13 protein-coding genes and 1 tRNA gene are annotated in these 12,825 nt (G+C 64.2%); 5 read left to right on the top strand and 9 right to left on the bottom strand.

What is annotated here, in order from left to right; genetic code table 11:
* Positions 1–198: 198 nt before the first annotated feature.
* Positions 199–534: a hypothetical protein gene (locus HZF05_RS00680; RefSeq protein WP_181638760.1), complete on the top strand. Its 336-nt coding sequence runs from the start codon at positions 199–201 to the stop codon at positions 532–534.
* A 71-nt stretch (positions 535–605) separates the two neighbouring features.
* A complete protein-coding gene (locus tag HZF05_RS00675; RefSeq protein WP_181638759.1) occupies positions 606–1,442 on the top strand; it encodes a hypothetical protein in 837 nt (278 codons plus the stop codon).
* 91 nt (positions 1,443–1,533) lie between these two features.
* Here HZF05_RS00675 and HZF05_RS00670 read toward each other — a convergent pair whose 3' ends face one another.
* The 3 genes from HZF05_RS00670 to traA are packed head-to-tail and all read right to left on the bottom strand — an operon-like array spanning position 1,534 to position 5,171.
* Positions 1,534–1,743 (bottom strand): DUF6118 family protein, encoded by a 210-nt coding sequence (locus tag HZF05_RS00670; RefSeq protein WP_160364706.1) that lies wholly within the window; start codon positions 1,741–1,743, stop codon positions 1,534–1,536.
* A gap of 15 nt (positions 1,744–1,758) precedes the next feature.
* A complete protein-coding gene (locus tag HZF05_RS00665; protein WP_160364705.1) occupies positions 1,759–2,250 on the bottom strand; it encodes a hypothetical protein in 492 nt (163 codons plus the stop codon).
* A 14-nt stretch (positions 2,251–2,264) separates the two neighbouring features.
* Positions 2,265–5,171 carry a Ti-type conjugative transfer relaxase TraA gene (gene traA / locus HZF05_RS00660; protein WP_160364704.1) on the bottom strand — a complete coding sequence of 969 codons (2,907 nt, stop codon included), beginning with the start codon at positions 5,169–5,171 and terminating at the stop codon, positions 2,265–2,267.
* Positions 5,172–5,343: 172 nt separating this feature from the next.
* On the opposite strand from traA, the gene HZF05_RS00655 reads away from it, so the two are divergent.
* On the top strand, positions 5,344–5,649 hold the full coding sequence (locus HZF05_RS00655; RefSeq protein WP_160364703.1) for a conjugal transfer protein TraD: 306 nt from the start codon (positions 5,344–5,346) through the stop codon (positions 5,647–5,649).
* A 22-nt stretch (positions 5,650–5,671) separates the two neighbouring features.
* Positions 5,672–5,917 (top strand): conjugal transfer protein TraD, encoded by a 246-nt coding sequence (locus HZF05_RS00650; protein WP_160364702.1) that lies wholly within the window; start codon positions 5,672–5,674, stop codon positions 5,915–5,917.
* A gap of 26 nt (positions 5,918–5,943) precedes the next feature.
* On the opposite strand, the gene HZF05_RS00645 is transcribed toward HZF05_RS00650, so the two are convergent.
* The 3 genes from HZF05_RS00645 to HZF05_RS00635 are packed head-to-tail and all read right to left on the bottom strand — an operon-like array spanning position 5,944 to position 8,454.
* Positions 5,944–6,900, bottom strand: a complete 957-nt coding sequence (locus HZF05_RS00645) for a hypothetical protein (RefSeq protein WP_160364701.1) — start codon at positions 6,898–6,900, stop codon at positions 5,944–5,946.
* A complete protein-coding gene (locus HZF05_RS00640) occupies positions 6,890–7,828 on the bottom strand; it encodes a HEPN domain-containing protein (RefSeq protein WP_160364700.1) in 939 nt (312 codons plus the stop codon). Before HZF05_RS00640 ends, HZF05_RS00645 begins: the two co-directional genes overlap by 11 nt.
* Positions 7,825–8,454 carry a hypothetical protein gene (locus HZF05_RS00635; RefSeq protein WP_246331444.1) on the bottom strand — a complete coding sequence of 210 codons (630 nt, stop codon included), beginning with the start codon at positions 8,452–8,454 and terminating at the stop codon, positions 7,825–7,827. Before HZF05_RS00635 ends, HZF05_RS00640 begins: the two co-directional genes overlap by 4 nt.
* A gap of 819 nt (positions 8,455–9,273) precedes the next feature.
* On the opposite strand from HZF05_RS00635, the gene HZF05_RS00630 reads away from it, so the two are divergent.
* A complete protein-coding gene (locus tag HZF05_RS00630; protein ID WP_022691943.1) occupies positions 9,274–9,477 on the top strand; it encodes a helix-turn-helix transcriptional regulator in 204 nt (67 codons plus the stop codon).
* Positions 9,478–9,535: 58 nt separating this feature from the next.
* On the opposite strand, the gene HZF05_RS00625 is transcribed toward HZF05_RS00630, so the two are convergent.
* The 3 genes from HZF05_RS00625 to recJ form a co-directional block, all read right to left on the bottom strand.
* Positions 9,536–10,771, bottom strand: coding sequence for a tyrosine-type recombinase/integrase (locus HZF05_RS00625; RefSeq protein ID WP_160364699.1), 1,236 nt, complete (start codon positions 10,769–10,771; stop codon positions 9,536–9,538).
* A gap of 162 nt (positions 10,772–10,933) precedes the next feature.
* Positions 10,934–11,009: transfer RNA gene (locus HZF05_RS00620), tRNA-Glu, on the bottom strand.
* Between the two features lie 43 nt (positions 11,010–11,052).
* The gene (recJ, locus tag HZF05_RS00615; protein WP_160364698.1) at positions 11,053–12,819 is read right to left on the bottom strand and encodes a single-stranded-DNA-specific exonuclease RecJ; all 1,767 of its coding nucleotides are present in this window, start codon (positions 12,817–12,819) and stop codon (positions 11,053–11,055) included.
* Between the last annotated feature and the right edge of the window lie 6 nt (positions 12,820–12,825).

Genomic DNA, 12,825 nt, shown 5'->3' with positions numbered 1-12,825 from the left:
GAGTCTGTGCAACGATATTTTCTCGAATCGCGTTTTGCCCTACTGAATAGGGTCTTAATAGGAGTCACGAGACTGCAAGAGAGGTTAACGAGCCGAGAATATGACTTCTACTTCATTTTGGATAGATTTCTGAAGCTGGCTCGACCTTGACAGGAGGATCGCATTTGGAGGGTGAAGAGGTCGACTGTTGGCCTTAATATGGGTGTCACGTTGTTTGCAACGGCTGAGGGGGTGGGTATGAAAATGCGTCGTTCAGCGGGATTAACAGCCATATTGCTGCTGGCGGGCTGCGTGATCTTTGCACCTGCGGCGCAGGCCAAGACAGGCGACGCAACGGCAAAAACGCCGCAAAACATGCCGATGCCTCGCTTGGCCGTCGCCTTTCAGATGATGCTGATCAATCAGAATCAGTGCATCAACTACGTCTACGACAAGAACGGCAATCGCACGAGCCAGTCGAACACGGCCTTCACTTCCACACATCCAGTCTGGGGCACCAGCTCTTATCTTTGCTTCGCCTGGAGCGCGAACTGATCAACACGGCTCACGCCAATCTCTCTTCATGATTTCGACGTCTTGGACGTCTGGGGAAAATGGGGTCGACAATGAAGAACAGGGCAATTTGGGCATCGCTCGCTCTCGGACTGGGCTTGGTGACGACATCGCCGGTGATCGCAGCGTGTACGGTCCCGAACAGCATCACCAACGGCCAGGTGGCCGATGCTACCAAGATCATGGGCAACTTCACAGCGCTCACGAGTTGCGCCCAGCAGGGCAATCTCACGGGCGATGTGACGACCTCGGGCGGCACCGCGACCACGTTATCCAATACGGGCGTGACACCCGGCACCTACACCAGCGCCAACATCACCGTCGATGCCAAGGGACGCATCACCACGGCAGCAAGCGGCTCAAGCGGTGGAGGCGGTGGCGCCTACGCATATTCGGTTTTCGTTACGGGACTGGCCGGCGGCAACACCGCCGCGAGCGCTACCAAGGGCATCGTCTTCACCGCCCAGCAGGCCGCGTCGATCGCAGCGGTGAGTGTCGTCAACCAGCTGGCCAGCGGGACATATGTCGTCCAGCTGCTGAAACTGGACGCCAGCTACAACGTCACCGCCGTTCTCGCGACATCCTCGCCGGTCACCGCAGCTGCGGCCGAGCAGGTCGTCCCCTTTACCAGCGTCGTCAACGTCACAGCTGGCACGCAATATGCACTCGTCGCCGTCCTCACCTCCGGCGCCGCGACCGATTATCTTCAGATACCCGGTGTCGGCAACGGCGGTACCTACAGCGAGCCCTTCGGCCTCACCCACGGTGGCCGGATCATCATCACGCGGAACACGGCTTATGCGGTAGGTGACAGCCTTTCGTCCGGCGTCACTGCCGGCGATTGGGCCTTTGACTTCCGCCTCTTCTTCAAGTTTACCGGGCTGCCTTGATAAATTGCGGGCCTTTCCGATCGAAATGTAGCCGGCCGGCCGCGCGCTTCCCAATAGCGCTGTAGCGGCTGGCCGGCTTCACGATGGGTGATCAGAACTCCTGCGCTTCAATCAAGATCGAACATCGCTCAGGCTTTCCCGCTTTCGCCGCTGCTCGCTCACACGCGGTAAGCGCGTCGAGATTTTGGCGTCGGATCTTGTCGGTTGATAGGATCGCCTGCCATGCGGCGGGATCACCGCCCTTCATCATCCGAGCGCCGGCATCCCATAGACTCGGCTCGCCGATGATATGCGCCGCCATGCTCTCCGGCAGATGCTAACTCGTCGGGAAGGCCCGGAGAACAGCACCGGGGAGGATCGACCATAGGACGCACCCGGCTAGAAGCGCGCCCCCCGCCGACCAAACCAGGCGCCGCCGCCGCTCTCTCACACCCTGCATGACACCGACTAGACCACGAATGGTCCGCGTGGCGTCCACATGCCCCTCCCGCGCCTCCCGAAGCGTCGTCTGATCCATGGCGCGAGATTTCTCCGCTGCCGCATTCATCCGCGATGCCAATGCTTCCGGGGTCAACTGCATGGCAGGCTTGCCCGCAATCTCCGCCAGCGCTTGCGCGGCGGCAGCGAGGCGCGTGTTCATCTGCCCCAGCGTCGCGCTGTAATCGGGAATGTCGATGCTGGCCCGTTCGGCGGCGAGATGTTCGACCGCACGCGCCATCATCGCGATCCGGCCGTCCAACCGTGTGAAAGCCTGCGCAGCGGTTTCCTCTTCGGGCTCCTGCTCGATCGGTGATGCGATGTCATCCATGCAACGACTCCTGACTAGCGACTGAGCCCAAGGCTCCGGTCGCGGACGAAGGGAATGGAATCGGCGAGCGCGCCGGACAGGCTGCGGCCCGTTCGCTCGGGCAACTCGAGGCCAAGATCGCGGGTGCGCAGACCCAGCACCGATTCGAGCTGGGCGTCGCGCTGGAGGCTCTTCGCCATATCGGACATGTGCTGGGCAGCGGTCTTCGCGCCCCGGAAATCACCGTCGCGCACCAAATCCTCATGCTGGCGCTGCAATTGCTGCCAGCCCTGGACGAATCGATCGGCCCGCTGGAACGGGTCGGCGCGGATTTCCGCCTCCAGTTGCATGGCCCGCATCGCAGCTTGGCCGCGTCCTTCGGCTGCCTCGCGGACAAGCTCGGGGCTGCGCGCGAACGTCGCGCCCGCATCCGTAGAGGCATCGGGCCGGATCGCATCGAGCGCTTGGCTGGCGCGCTCCAATGCCGCCCGCTGATGGGGCATGACGCTCGCCCCCGATTCGCGGGTTTGGCCAATCTCGTCCAAAGCTCTGGCGTAGCGCTCGATCGCGCTACGCAGGCCGCCAGCGCTGAGAGCAGGCTGGTTGCTCCGCAACTGTTCGGGCTGAGGTGCCTTTGGCCTGAACCCGTCGAATATGCCGCGCGCCTTCTCAGGCACCTTACGCATGATCTCGACGATCCGGTCGCGGACACTGATCCCGCGTCGTTCGGCGAACGCCTGGGCGGGATCGGTAGGCTCGTAATCTGTCGCCATATCCTTGGTGCGCTCGCGCGAAAGGGTGCGGACAAGCCGACCCTGATCGGCGAAATCGTCGCGGCCATAATGCAGGTCCACGCCGTCACGATGGCGCGACAGCGCGACATAGGCGCCGTGACGATCCATGCTCGGCGTCGCCAGCACATGCACCCGGTCCACGGTCATGCCCTGCGCCTTGTGGATCGTGGCGGCATACCCATGATCGAGGTCGCGATAGTCTTTGGTGTCGAAGGCAACGGAGCGCCCGTCGTCAGTACGCACCGCCATGTGGCCCGCACTCACCTGCTCGACCGTGCCGAGCGTGCCGTTCTTCACGTCCAAGCTGCGCTCGTTGCGCAGGAACATGATGCGGTCACCGGATGCGAAGGCGCGATCTCCGCGCTCGACCTTCATCGGCACGTCGTCACCCAGCGCGGCGGCCTCGCGCATGCGCTGGCGGGCAGCGGTGTTGAGGTCGCGAACCTCGTCGTTGGTGTGGGTGAGGATGATGCGGCTGGCGTCGGGGCGGGCCTTACGCTCCGCATCCCATCGATCGACCAGTTCGCCCCGCGCCCGTTCGCGCGTATCGGCGGCATGGACCATGCCTTTGTCGGCATAGGCTGCAATGGCTTCGCCTGTCCTACCGGTAGCGAGACGCCGCGTGACGTCGCGTTGCCAGTCGTCACGCTGGCGCCGAACCTCTGTGATCTCGACGCCGCCATGCCGCTCATGGATCGCGCGGAACGCGGCGCCCGCTTCGATCGACTGCAATTGCTGCGGATCGCCGACCAGAACGACCTTCGCGCCGGCCTCTGCCGCATGGGACAGCACACGCTCCAACTGGCGCGTGCCGACCATGCCGGCCTCGTCGATCACCAGCACATCGCGGGCGCTCAAAAGGTCGCGACCCTGCGCCCAGCCATGCTCCATGCTGGCGATGGTGCGCGACGCGATGCCCGAACCATTCTCCAAGCCTTCGGCGGCAATGCCGGACAGGGCCACGCCACGCACATGAAAGCCGGCATCCTCCCACGCCTCGCGCGCCACACCCAGCATCGCGCTCTTGCCGGTTCCGGCATAGCCGACGACGACGCTCAGGCCCCGGCCATCGGTCACATGATCGAACGTCGCGCGCTGCTCGCTCGAAAGCTCCAGCCCGCGCACCGCTCCCGCGCGGAGCGCCGCTTCCCGCTCAGGCTCACTAACGCCATGCCGTTCGCGCTCCGCCATGATCTCGGCGGCGCGCTGCATACGCTGCTCGGCCTCGATCATTTCGCGGCTGGTGAAGCGCTCTTCGCCGCGCCCGTCCTTGCCGAGCGCGATGAAATCGGGCGAGCCGCGCACCGCGCTCATCGCCGCGTTGAACTGCTCCTGCCCGTCACTGTGCCGATGCACGAACATCGCCAAGTCGCGATTGGTGAACGTCGCTTGGCTGTGCGTAATCGCATCCAAGGCGAGACGCGGGTTCTCGATGATCCGCTCGCCATTCCCGCGCGCGATCTCGCGGTGCATATCGGCACGATCGGCATCCAGGCCGCGCGCATCCATGCGTTGAGCCGGAGCGCCGATCTTGCTTTGTGGCTCCAGGTCGATGCCCTGGTCGGCAAGGCTGCGGTGATCGATCCGCGCGTCGATATCGAGTTCGGACAGCCGTGCATTGGTGTGATCGGCCCAGCGTTCGCGCCAGCGCTCGACATTCTCCTTGTCGTTCCAGTCGCGCACCTTCTGGCCGAATCCATTCGGCCCTGCTTCGCGCATGGTGAGCATGACATGTGCATGGGGTTTGGGCTGGCCGTCGCTGCCGATATCCCAATGCACATTGAGGTCGGCGATCATGCCGCGATCGACAAATTCCGCCTGCACGAAGTCGCGGGCAAGCTCGATGCCCTGCGCCTTGGTCATTTCACGCGGGATGGCGAATTCCACCTCACGGGCAATTTGGGCATCCTTGCGCTTCTCGAACGCCTCGACATCGTTCCACAGACGCTCGCGATCACGCCACTGCTCGGGCGCACCTTCGGGCAGCATGATCTCGCTGTGCTCGACGCCGGAGCGGGCGCGGAAATCATGGTCGCGGTCGAGGCGCTCGTCGTGCAGACGCTCGCCCGCGCGATAGGCCGCCGCCGACACGGCGGAGCGGCCCGACGCCCGACCGATGACCTGAACGCTGAAATGGTAGATCGCCATAGCGGCGTACCATCTACACTTCTCAGCGCACGTCGGAACGACGTATAAGCGCGCCCTTCTCGAAATTTTCTCGGAAGGGACTAGGTGGTCCCAGCGTGTCCCGGCGACTCTACTGCATCACGGGCATGGCTCTTCTATCATAGCTGCATCACCTCGCAATGGAGACTGTTCGATGCGCAAACCTCGCGACTTCGATTCGGAACTGAAAGCGCTAGCCGATAAGGCGAAGGCGCTCAGGGAACGACGGGTGCGCCAGCTTGGCGAACTGGTCGTGGCCGTGGGTGCCGATATGCTCGACAGCGATGTGCTGACCGGCGCGATGCTGCACGCCATCGGGATGAATGATGCGGCGACCAAGGATGTATGGCGTGCGGCGGGCGCGGCCTTCTTTCGGGGCAAAGAGCGCAAGCCTGCGCGCGGACCTCGAAGCGAGCCGGGCGGCACTCTCCCGCTCGAAGGCGGTTCGGCATCGGCTTGAGGCAGGCAAGGCACGAACCGACATGCGCGAATGGGTCGTCAAGCGCCGGGAACGCACCCGCCATCTGATCGAGCTTGGCGGCCTCGTCGTGAAGGCTGGCCTGGTCGATCTCGTCGATGATGATCGCGCTACGCTCTACGGCGCGTTGATCACGATCGCGGAGAGATTGCGGGCCGAGGAACGTGACACAGCGCTCGCGCTCTGGCGGCGGAAGGGCAAAAGAGCTTTCGAGCAAGAGGGGAAGGATCGAACGGGCGGTTCATCGTGATCTCATATCCCGTCGTGATCATGGGATCATTCGCGCAACGCGGCCCGTACCTTGCGCAAGCGATATGCCCACAGATTCCGTTTGCCGCTCACCACGAGATAGATTCGCCACGCTAGGTTTGGGTAGGTCCAGCCCGCGACGGCGTAGAATGCCCGATCGCGTCGGCGACCAACGCTGCGGCGGCTGATGCCAAGCCGCCTTGCGATCTCATGGCTATTCCGACCGCTCAGATGGAATAGGCCATAGACATGCTGTGTCACGATCGGGAGTGTGTCGAAGCGAGCTTGCCGTTCCGCATCGTCCGGCCAATGCGGCAACCAAAGTCCCGGCTCGGCGGAATCCATTTCGCCCGGCAGCGGGCGACGCAAACGGGCAATCGACATGACGCCATCCGGATAGTAGCGCTCCGGGGCAATACGATCCGCCAACCACGTTTCGAATGTCTGCCAGCCGGAGCAGCGGAGTTCGGCGGCGACCTGCAAAAGCCGGCCCCGCCTGATCCGACGCCACGGGCGCACGGATTGCCAGAGATCGAGCGTGGTGACGCCTTCGCGCTGTGACCGTGCGACAGCAGCGCGTAGCGACGGGTGAAGCTGCGAGACGATAAACGCCGCCGCTGAATTCTCGTCAGCGTGTACGTCATCGCTGGTGGCAGGCCATAGGACGGTGCCGACGTAGCCACACTCGATGAAAGCGGCCTCCAGAGACGCCCGATAATCGAGCCGCAGGCTCTCACCCAGCGCCGTCACTGTTGCGGTGCTGTCGCGAGCAGCGTGCTTCTCGCCGTCGAGCCGGGGCCAGTGACGAAAGATCGCGCTTCTCGCATCGGAAAGGCAGGCCGCAATGCTGGTCGCATGCGTGCCGATCCCGTCGGCCATCGCATCAACGTCCACGTCATAGAAGTTGTGAAGCAGGAAGATCGCGCGAGGCAGCACGGGGAGCGCCCGAATCGCAACAGCGCGCCGATCCTCGTCAAAGGACATGACACGCCTCCGGCGCGGTAAGTAATGCGCTGGTCGCTGACGCTGTCGACGTGGAAAGTCGCTCGGGGCATAGCTTCGCCACAAGTTCGTGCAGCAGGACGATACGCTCCATTGCCCACGTCAGTTCGTCGGTGGCGATCCGGTAGGATTGTCCATAACGTACCTCGATATAAGCTCTGCGAATGCAGCCGAAGGCGTGTCGCTCGGGCGCTTCTTCTCGCGGCCATGCTATTCGCAGGCGCGGCTCCAGCGCCTCCGCCAGTTCCCGCAATTCGTCAATCGCGTGCGTGCGCGGGCCGTGCAGTGTCAACGAGCGCAAGGCGGATTGATAGAGATGCTCGCATGTCTGGTGGAGCAGGAGCGCCGCCATCGGCGCATTCCCTTGCGCCTGATAGAAGGCAGCGCCCAGCAGGAAGTCGCTCGCGCGTTCGTACCAGCGCGCATATTCAGCGAGGCCTCGCGCACTGCGCTCTGCCGCCGACATCAGGCGCGGTGTTTGAAGGCGCGCGCCCGTCGCTTCAAAAAGAAAGATCCCCTCTGCGGCGATCGTAGCGAAATGCGGCCTGCCATCGACCAGCGCACGGTTGATCCCTTCCAGGCTTTCGAGGGTGAGCCGCACCGGATGCGTGATCTCACTATGCTGCCATGCGCGATCCAATCGATCGCGAACGAGGCGCCAATCGTCCATCCGGCGCGCAAGCTTCGGATGATTGACGATCGCGAGCAGGTGGAAGGCCTCGCCAGGCTCGGCTCCCGCAGGATCGAAACGCGCATGACTGCCGTGGAGGATCAGCATGACGATGCGCCCGGTGCGATAACGATCCGACGTTCGGCCTTTGAGGCTTTCTGCATAGGCATCGAACACAATCGCGGAGATACGCCGAAGCTCTTGGGCGATGGGTGCCGATAGACGGTCCAGGCCGGTCATGCTCGGTCATCCCGGCGCTGATGCCACCCATTGGGACGCGGGTGTCCGGTGACGCTATGTACCCGCTCCAACAGGGCGCGCAGCAGCGGCTGGATTTGCTCGATGGTGAAGCCGCCGTTATCTGGAGTGGGCTCGCCATCGAGGTGCGGCCGGCGCCACACCCAATAGGGCGTCAGGACATCCGCCAGCCTCGCCATGTCGGCGCATTCGTGACCGAAGCCTGTGGCGTTTGCGTAGGTGAGTGCCTTCGTTACCCGCAGGCCGATGTGACGGGCGCACCAATCGTCAGGGAAACCGACGTCTAGCAGGTGGGCGCTGAGACCAAGCTGGGCGACGATGCCGGCGAGGTAGAGCGTATCGCTCGTTCGCCCACACCGGACACGTTCCAGTGTGCGGAAGAAGCTCTCCGCTCGATGGTAGCGGACGCGGCTCAACTGGCGCCCCTCTTTGCTTCGCGCGAGCGGAGCGGGGTCATCATCGAATCGTCGGTGAAGGGCCGTAAGCGTCCCGCCGCGATGGGTAACGCCTGCAACCGCCGGCACGGCGCTCAACGCCTGCAAGAAACCACGACGCGATGCGCCGCGCTCGACAACCGAATCAGAGGAGGAAGCATCGCGTCGGATCATCGGCCTGCCCTCGTCACACTCGCTGACAGAGGCGATGGAGGCGCCGGCAACGAGTAACCGGCACCGCTTATAGCGCACAAGCTTGGAAATAATCAATAAGCGGCACCGCTTATTCTGCTTCCGATTGAACGCGCGTTCTGCCGGGCTACGACACGAGAATGGGAAGGCCGCCGCTCAACGTGAAATCGACCAACGTCCGGCTACCTGAAGGGCTTGGCGAGCGGATTGACAAATTGGTGGGTGCGCAGCGCAGGGCGGCGTTTATCCGCGACGTCTTGGAGCGCGAAGTCGCGCGCTTGGAAGCCGCTCAAAATACCAAGTAAGCGCCGCCTTGCGAAGACCAGGCGTGGCGCGAAAGGCCCGATAACCTCCAACGCGCCGGGTTTCGAAGCTCGAATAGATTGAGGATCGCTCCAGGATCGGCATCGCCGTGCCGTAATCGGAACTTCAGTGCCGATAGCCTTGCACGACGACACGGTTAGGAACATGCTGATCTCTGGCGGGCAGGCCAGAAAATCAGGTCTGCCATGTACGACTCGACTTAAAAGTTTTCAGAAACGAGCACGAGACGCCCGATCCGCTCTCGAAAAGCGTGTCTCCCGTGCAACAGTAAGACAAAAGCTGGATCGCTTTATTTTGCGCTGGAATGCGCCGAGATTCCGCTGCTGTCCTCTCGGGTCCGCTACAGTCTTCTATAGTCACCCTGCGGATTTTTGTTGGCATGCCGGGGCGCCGAAGGCGCCGCTTGCCCGGGACGCATCAACATCCAATGTTCGTGGCGGGAGCTAGTGAAACGCCTGCTTTGAAAGGCTTGCATCCATGTCCAACTCCGAACGCATCATCCGACTGAAAACGGTTCTGGCCCGTACTGGGCTTTCTCGCTCGACCCTCTACCGCAAGATCGCGGATGGCACATTCCCGCGTCAGCTTTCCATCAGCGTCCACGGCGCTGGCTGGCGCGAGTCCGCCGTCAATCGCTGGATCGACGATCCGGCTGCGTATCGAGAGGGGCAGGGTGCCTGACGAACGGGATGCCGTGCCCCGCCGTTCGTCGGCGGGGCACGGTGGACGCGAATCTCGGTCAAGCGGCCTTACGGCTCGTCTTTGCAAACTTGCCGGTGACCACATTCCGCCCATCGCGGAGCAAATCGAGGTAGTCTGACCAGTGCTGCATCATGCAGGCACGCTCATCCCAATATTCCCCCCGCGTGTAAGCGCGGCGCACCGCGTTGTTATCGGAATGGGCCAACTGACGCTCGACGGCATCGGGATGCCACTGCCCCATTTCGTTGAGCAAGGTCGCCGCCATGGCGCGGAAGCCGTGGCCGGTCATTTCATCCTGCGCGTATCCCATACGCCGTAAAGCCGCGTTGATCGTGTTCTCCGACATCGGCCGATCGACCGAACGCAGCGACGGAAACAGAAGCCGGCTGTAATCCGCATCATGCTCGATGCTACCGAGGATCGCGAGAGCCTGGGTTGAGAGAGGAATGCTGTGTGGGCGCCGCATCTTGGTTTTGTGCGGCGGGATCGTCCAAAGCGCCTTGTCGAGATCGAAGTCGGCCCACTCAGCATGGCGCAGTTCACCTGGGCGGACGAACACATGCGGCAGTAGTCGCAACGCCGTCTTGGTGTTGGGATGCCCCTCGAACGCCTCGATCGCACGCAGCAGACCGCCTGCTTCTTCTGCAATGGTGATCGCAGCCCGATGAACAGGTTGGGGAGCGATCAGCGCGCCGCGCAGGTCGGCGGCTACATCACGATCCGCGCGGGCGGTAGCGATAGCGTAGCGGAAAACCTGGCCGCATGTGCTGCGCAGGCGCTTGGCGGTTTCGTAGCGGCCCTTGCTTTCCATCTTGCGGAGCATCGTCAAAAGCTCCTGCGCCGTGATCGCGGAGATCGGGCGCTTGCCGATCGAGGCGTTGATGAAGTCCAGCAACCATCGGAGCTTCTTCATCGTCACGGCGGAGCGGCCTTCGCGTTCTGCCTTCACCAGCCATTCGTCGGCGACCGCCTTAAAGCTGTTGGAGGCGGCCACAGTCGCCGCGACCCTATCGAGCCTGATCTTCTCGGCGGGGTCATCTCCGCGAGCCAACACCTTTCGAGCCGCGTCGCGCTGCTCGCGGGCCTCGGCAAGACCGGAATCGGGATAAACCCCGAAGGCCAAAGTCTTCTGCTTGCTCATGTGGCGGTAGTTCATCCGCCAGTAGCGACGGCCATTCGGCGTCACATAGAGGAACAGCCCGTCGCTGTCGGTGAGCTTGTAGGGCTTATCCCTGCCTTTGGCGTTCCTGATCGCGAGAGCGGTAAGCGCCATGATGGTATCTCCTGCTCGGGGAGGGCTGCGCTACCATCAGACATACCATCAACGTGCTGGTATCCGGTGGTCCGAGACCGCTCCGTATGGGATACCTTACCACGAAAAACCGCAGAAATCCGCCATTCCTGGCATCTTCTGGAACCCTCTGGGAGAGGATTTTGGTGACCCCAACGGGACTCGAACCCGTGTTTTCGCCGTGAAAGGGCGACGTCCTAGACCGCTAGACGATGGGGCCAGCGCGAAGCGAGGCCGCGCGTTAGGGCATCACGCGCGTCCGGTCAATCCGCCCAGGCGGCGTCGTCGAGATGAAGTTCGGCCGCGGGGCGCGACGCCCAATCGTCGATGCGGGCGCGGCCGGCGAGCCAGAGCTTCCGCGTCGAGCCCGCGCCGAGCAACGCTTGGCCGAGCGCGGTGTCGGCAGAGCCGAACGCCATTGCCTTGATCGGCTTGCCGTCGTCACCCGAGACGATCGCGCGGACATGGCCGTTGCCGACGATGTCCGCCTTCACCACGCGCACCCGCCCGGCGGCGACGCGCGGGCCGGGCCAGCCGGCGCCATAGGGGCCGCCCGCCTCCAGCGCTTCGACCAGCGCCGGGGTGACGCCGCCGGGGCCGACCACCGCGTCCAGCAGCAGCGCGCGGGTATCGGAGCTGACCGCGACGTCTTTCGCCAGGCGATCGTCGAGAAATTCGGCAAAGGCGTCGAGCTTCGCCTCGTCGATGGTAATGCCGCAGGCCATGGCGTGCCCGCCGCCCGCGACGAGCAGACCGCTGTCCTTGGCGGCCAGCACTGCCGCACCAAGATCGACGCCCGAGATCGAGCGGCCCGATCCCTTGCCGATGCCGCCGTCCAGCGCGACGACGATGGCGGGCTTGCCCGCGCGTTCCTTGATCCGGCTGGCGACGATGCCGATCACGCCGGGGTGCCAGCCATGGCCGGCGATCACCGCCACCGCGCGATTGCCTTGGGCCGCCAGCAGCGCCTCGGCCTCCTCGCGCACCGCCTGCTCGATCGCGCGGCGCTCCTCGTTGAGGATGTTCAGCTCGGCGGCGATGGCGCGGGCTTCGCCTTCGTCCTCGGTGGTCAGCAGGCGCACGCCGAGATCGGCGCGGCCGACGCGGCCGCCGGCATTGATGCGCGGTCCAAGCGCGAAGCCGAGATCGGTGCAGGTCGGGTTGCGGGTGAGCCGTGCCGCCTCGATCAGAGCGGCAAGGCCGATGTTGCGGCGGCCGGCCATCACCTTGAGGCCCTGCGCCACGAAGGCACGGTTGAGGCCCTTGAGCTGTGCCACGTCCGCCACCGTGCCGAGCGCGACGATGTCGAGCAGGTCGAGAAGCTTGGGCTCGGGCCGGTTGGCGAACCAGCCGCGCGCGCGCAGCGTCCGGATCAACGCGGCGCCCAACAGGAACGCCACACCCACCGCCGCAAGGTGGCCGTGTGCCGCACCTTCGTCCTCGTCGAGCCGGTTCGGGTTGACCAAAGCGTGCGCGACCGGGAGCGAGGTGGCGCATTTGTGGTGATCGACCACCACGACATCCAACCCGGCATCCTTCGCGGCCTGCAGCGCCTCATAGGCCATCGCGCCGCAATCGACGGTGACGACGAGGCTCGCGCCTGCCTCCGCGAGCCGCACCAGCGCATCGGCGGAGGGGCCGTAGCCCTCGAGCAGGCGATCGGGGATGTAGGTGCCCGCCTTGAGGCCAAGATCGCGCAGCAGGCGGACGAGCAACGCCGCCGAGGTGGCGCCGTCCACGTCATAGTCGCCGAAGATGGTGACCGGCTCCTGATGCTCGACCGCCTGCGCGAGGCGCTCGGCCGCCTTGTCCATGTCCCGGAAGATCGACGGATCGGGCATGAAGGCGCGGATGGTGGGTGCGCGGTGGCTCTCCAGCGCGTCCCGCGCGCAGCCGCGCGCCATCAGTAACTGGTCGACCAGTGAGTCCGGGCGGAAGCCCACGTCGCTGTCGACGTTGGCGAGGCCGCGCCAGCGCCAGGGCTGGCCGAGGATCGATCGGGTCACTCCACAGGGGGCGGCGGCGTTCATGCCACC

It is taken from the genome of Sphingomonas chungangi, from assembly GCF_013778325.1.
Classification (GTDB): domain Bacteria; phylum Pseudomonadota; class Alphaproteobacteria; order Sphingomonadales; family Sphingomonadaceae; genus Solisphingomonas; species Solisphingomonas chungangi.
The sequence above is the reverse complement of the archived record's forward strand: the minus strand, read 5'-3'. Positions and strand labels throughout refer to the sequence as shown.

Coding starts and splice junctions, on each gene's coding strand:
- HZF05_RS00680 (WP_181638760.1), top strand. CDS start 199: ATGGGTGTCACGTTGTTTGCAACGGCTGAGGGGGTGGGTATGAAAATG.
- HZF05_RS00675 (WP_181638759.1), top strand. CDS start 606: ATGAAGAACAGGGCAATTTGGGCATCGCTCGCTCTCGGACTGGGCTTG.
- HZF05_RS00670 (WP_160364706.1), bottom strand. CDS start 1,743: ATGGCGGCGCATATCATCGGCGAGCCGAGTCTATGGGATGCCGGCGCT.
- HZF05_RS00665 (WP_160364705.1), bottom strand. CDS start 2,250: ATGGATGACATCGCATCACCGATCGAGCAGGAGCCCGAAGAGGAAACC.
- traA (WP_160364704.1), bottom strand. CDS start 5,171: ATGGCGATCTACCATTTCAGCGTTCAGGTCATCGGTCGGGCGTCGGGC.
- HZF05_RS00655 (WP_160364703.1), top strand. CDS start 5,344: ATGCGCAAACCTCGCGACTTCGATTCGGAACTGAAAGCGCTAGCCGAT.
- HZF05_RS00650 (WP_160364702.1), top strand. CDS start 5,672: ATGCGCGAATGGGTCGTCAAGCGCCGGGAACGCACCCGCCATCTGATC.
- HZF05_RS00645 (WP_160364701.1), bottom strand. CDS start 6,900: ATGTCCTTTGACGAGGATCGGCGCGCTGTTGCGATTCGGGCGCTCCCC.
- HZF05_RS00640 (WP_160364700.1), bottom strand. CDS start 7,828: ATGACCGGCCTGGACCGTCTATCGGCACCCATCGCCCAAGAGCTTCGG.
- HZF05_RS00635 (WP_246331444.1), bottom strand. CDS start 8,454: ATGATCCGACGCGATGCTTCCTCCTCTGATTCGGTTGTCGAGCGCGGC.
- HZF05_RS00630 (WP_022691943.1), top strand. CDS start 9,274: ATGTCCAACTCCGAACGCATCATCCGACTGAAAACGGTTCTGGCCCGT.
- HZF05_RS00625 (WP_160364699.1), bottom strand. CDS start 10,771: ATGGCGCTTACCGCTCTCGCGATCAGGAACGCCAAAGGCAGGGATAAG.
- recJ (WP_160364698.1), bottom strand. CDS start 12,819: ATGAACGCCGCCGCCCCCTGTGGAGTGACCCGATCGATCCTCGGCCAG.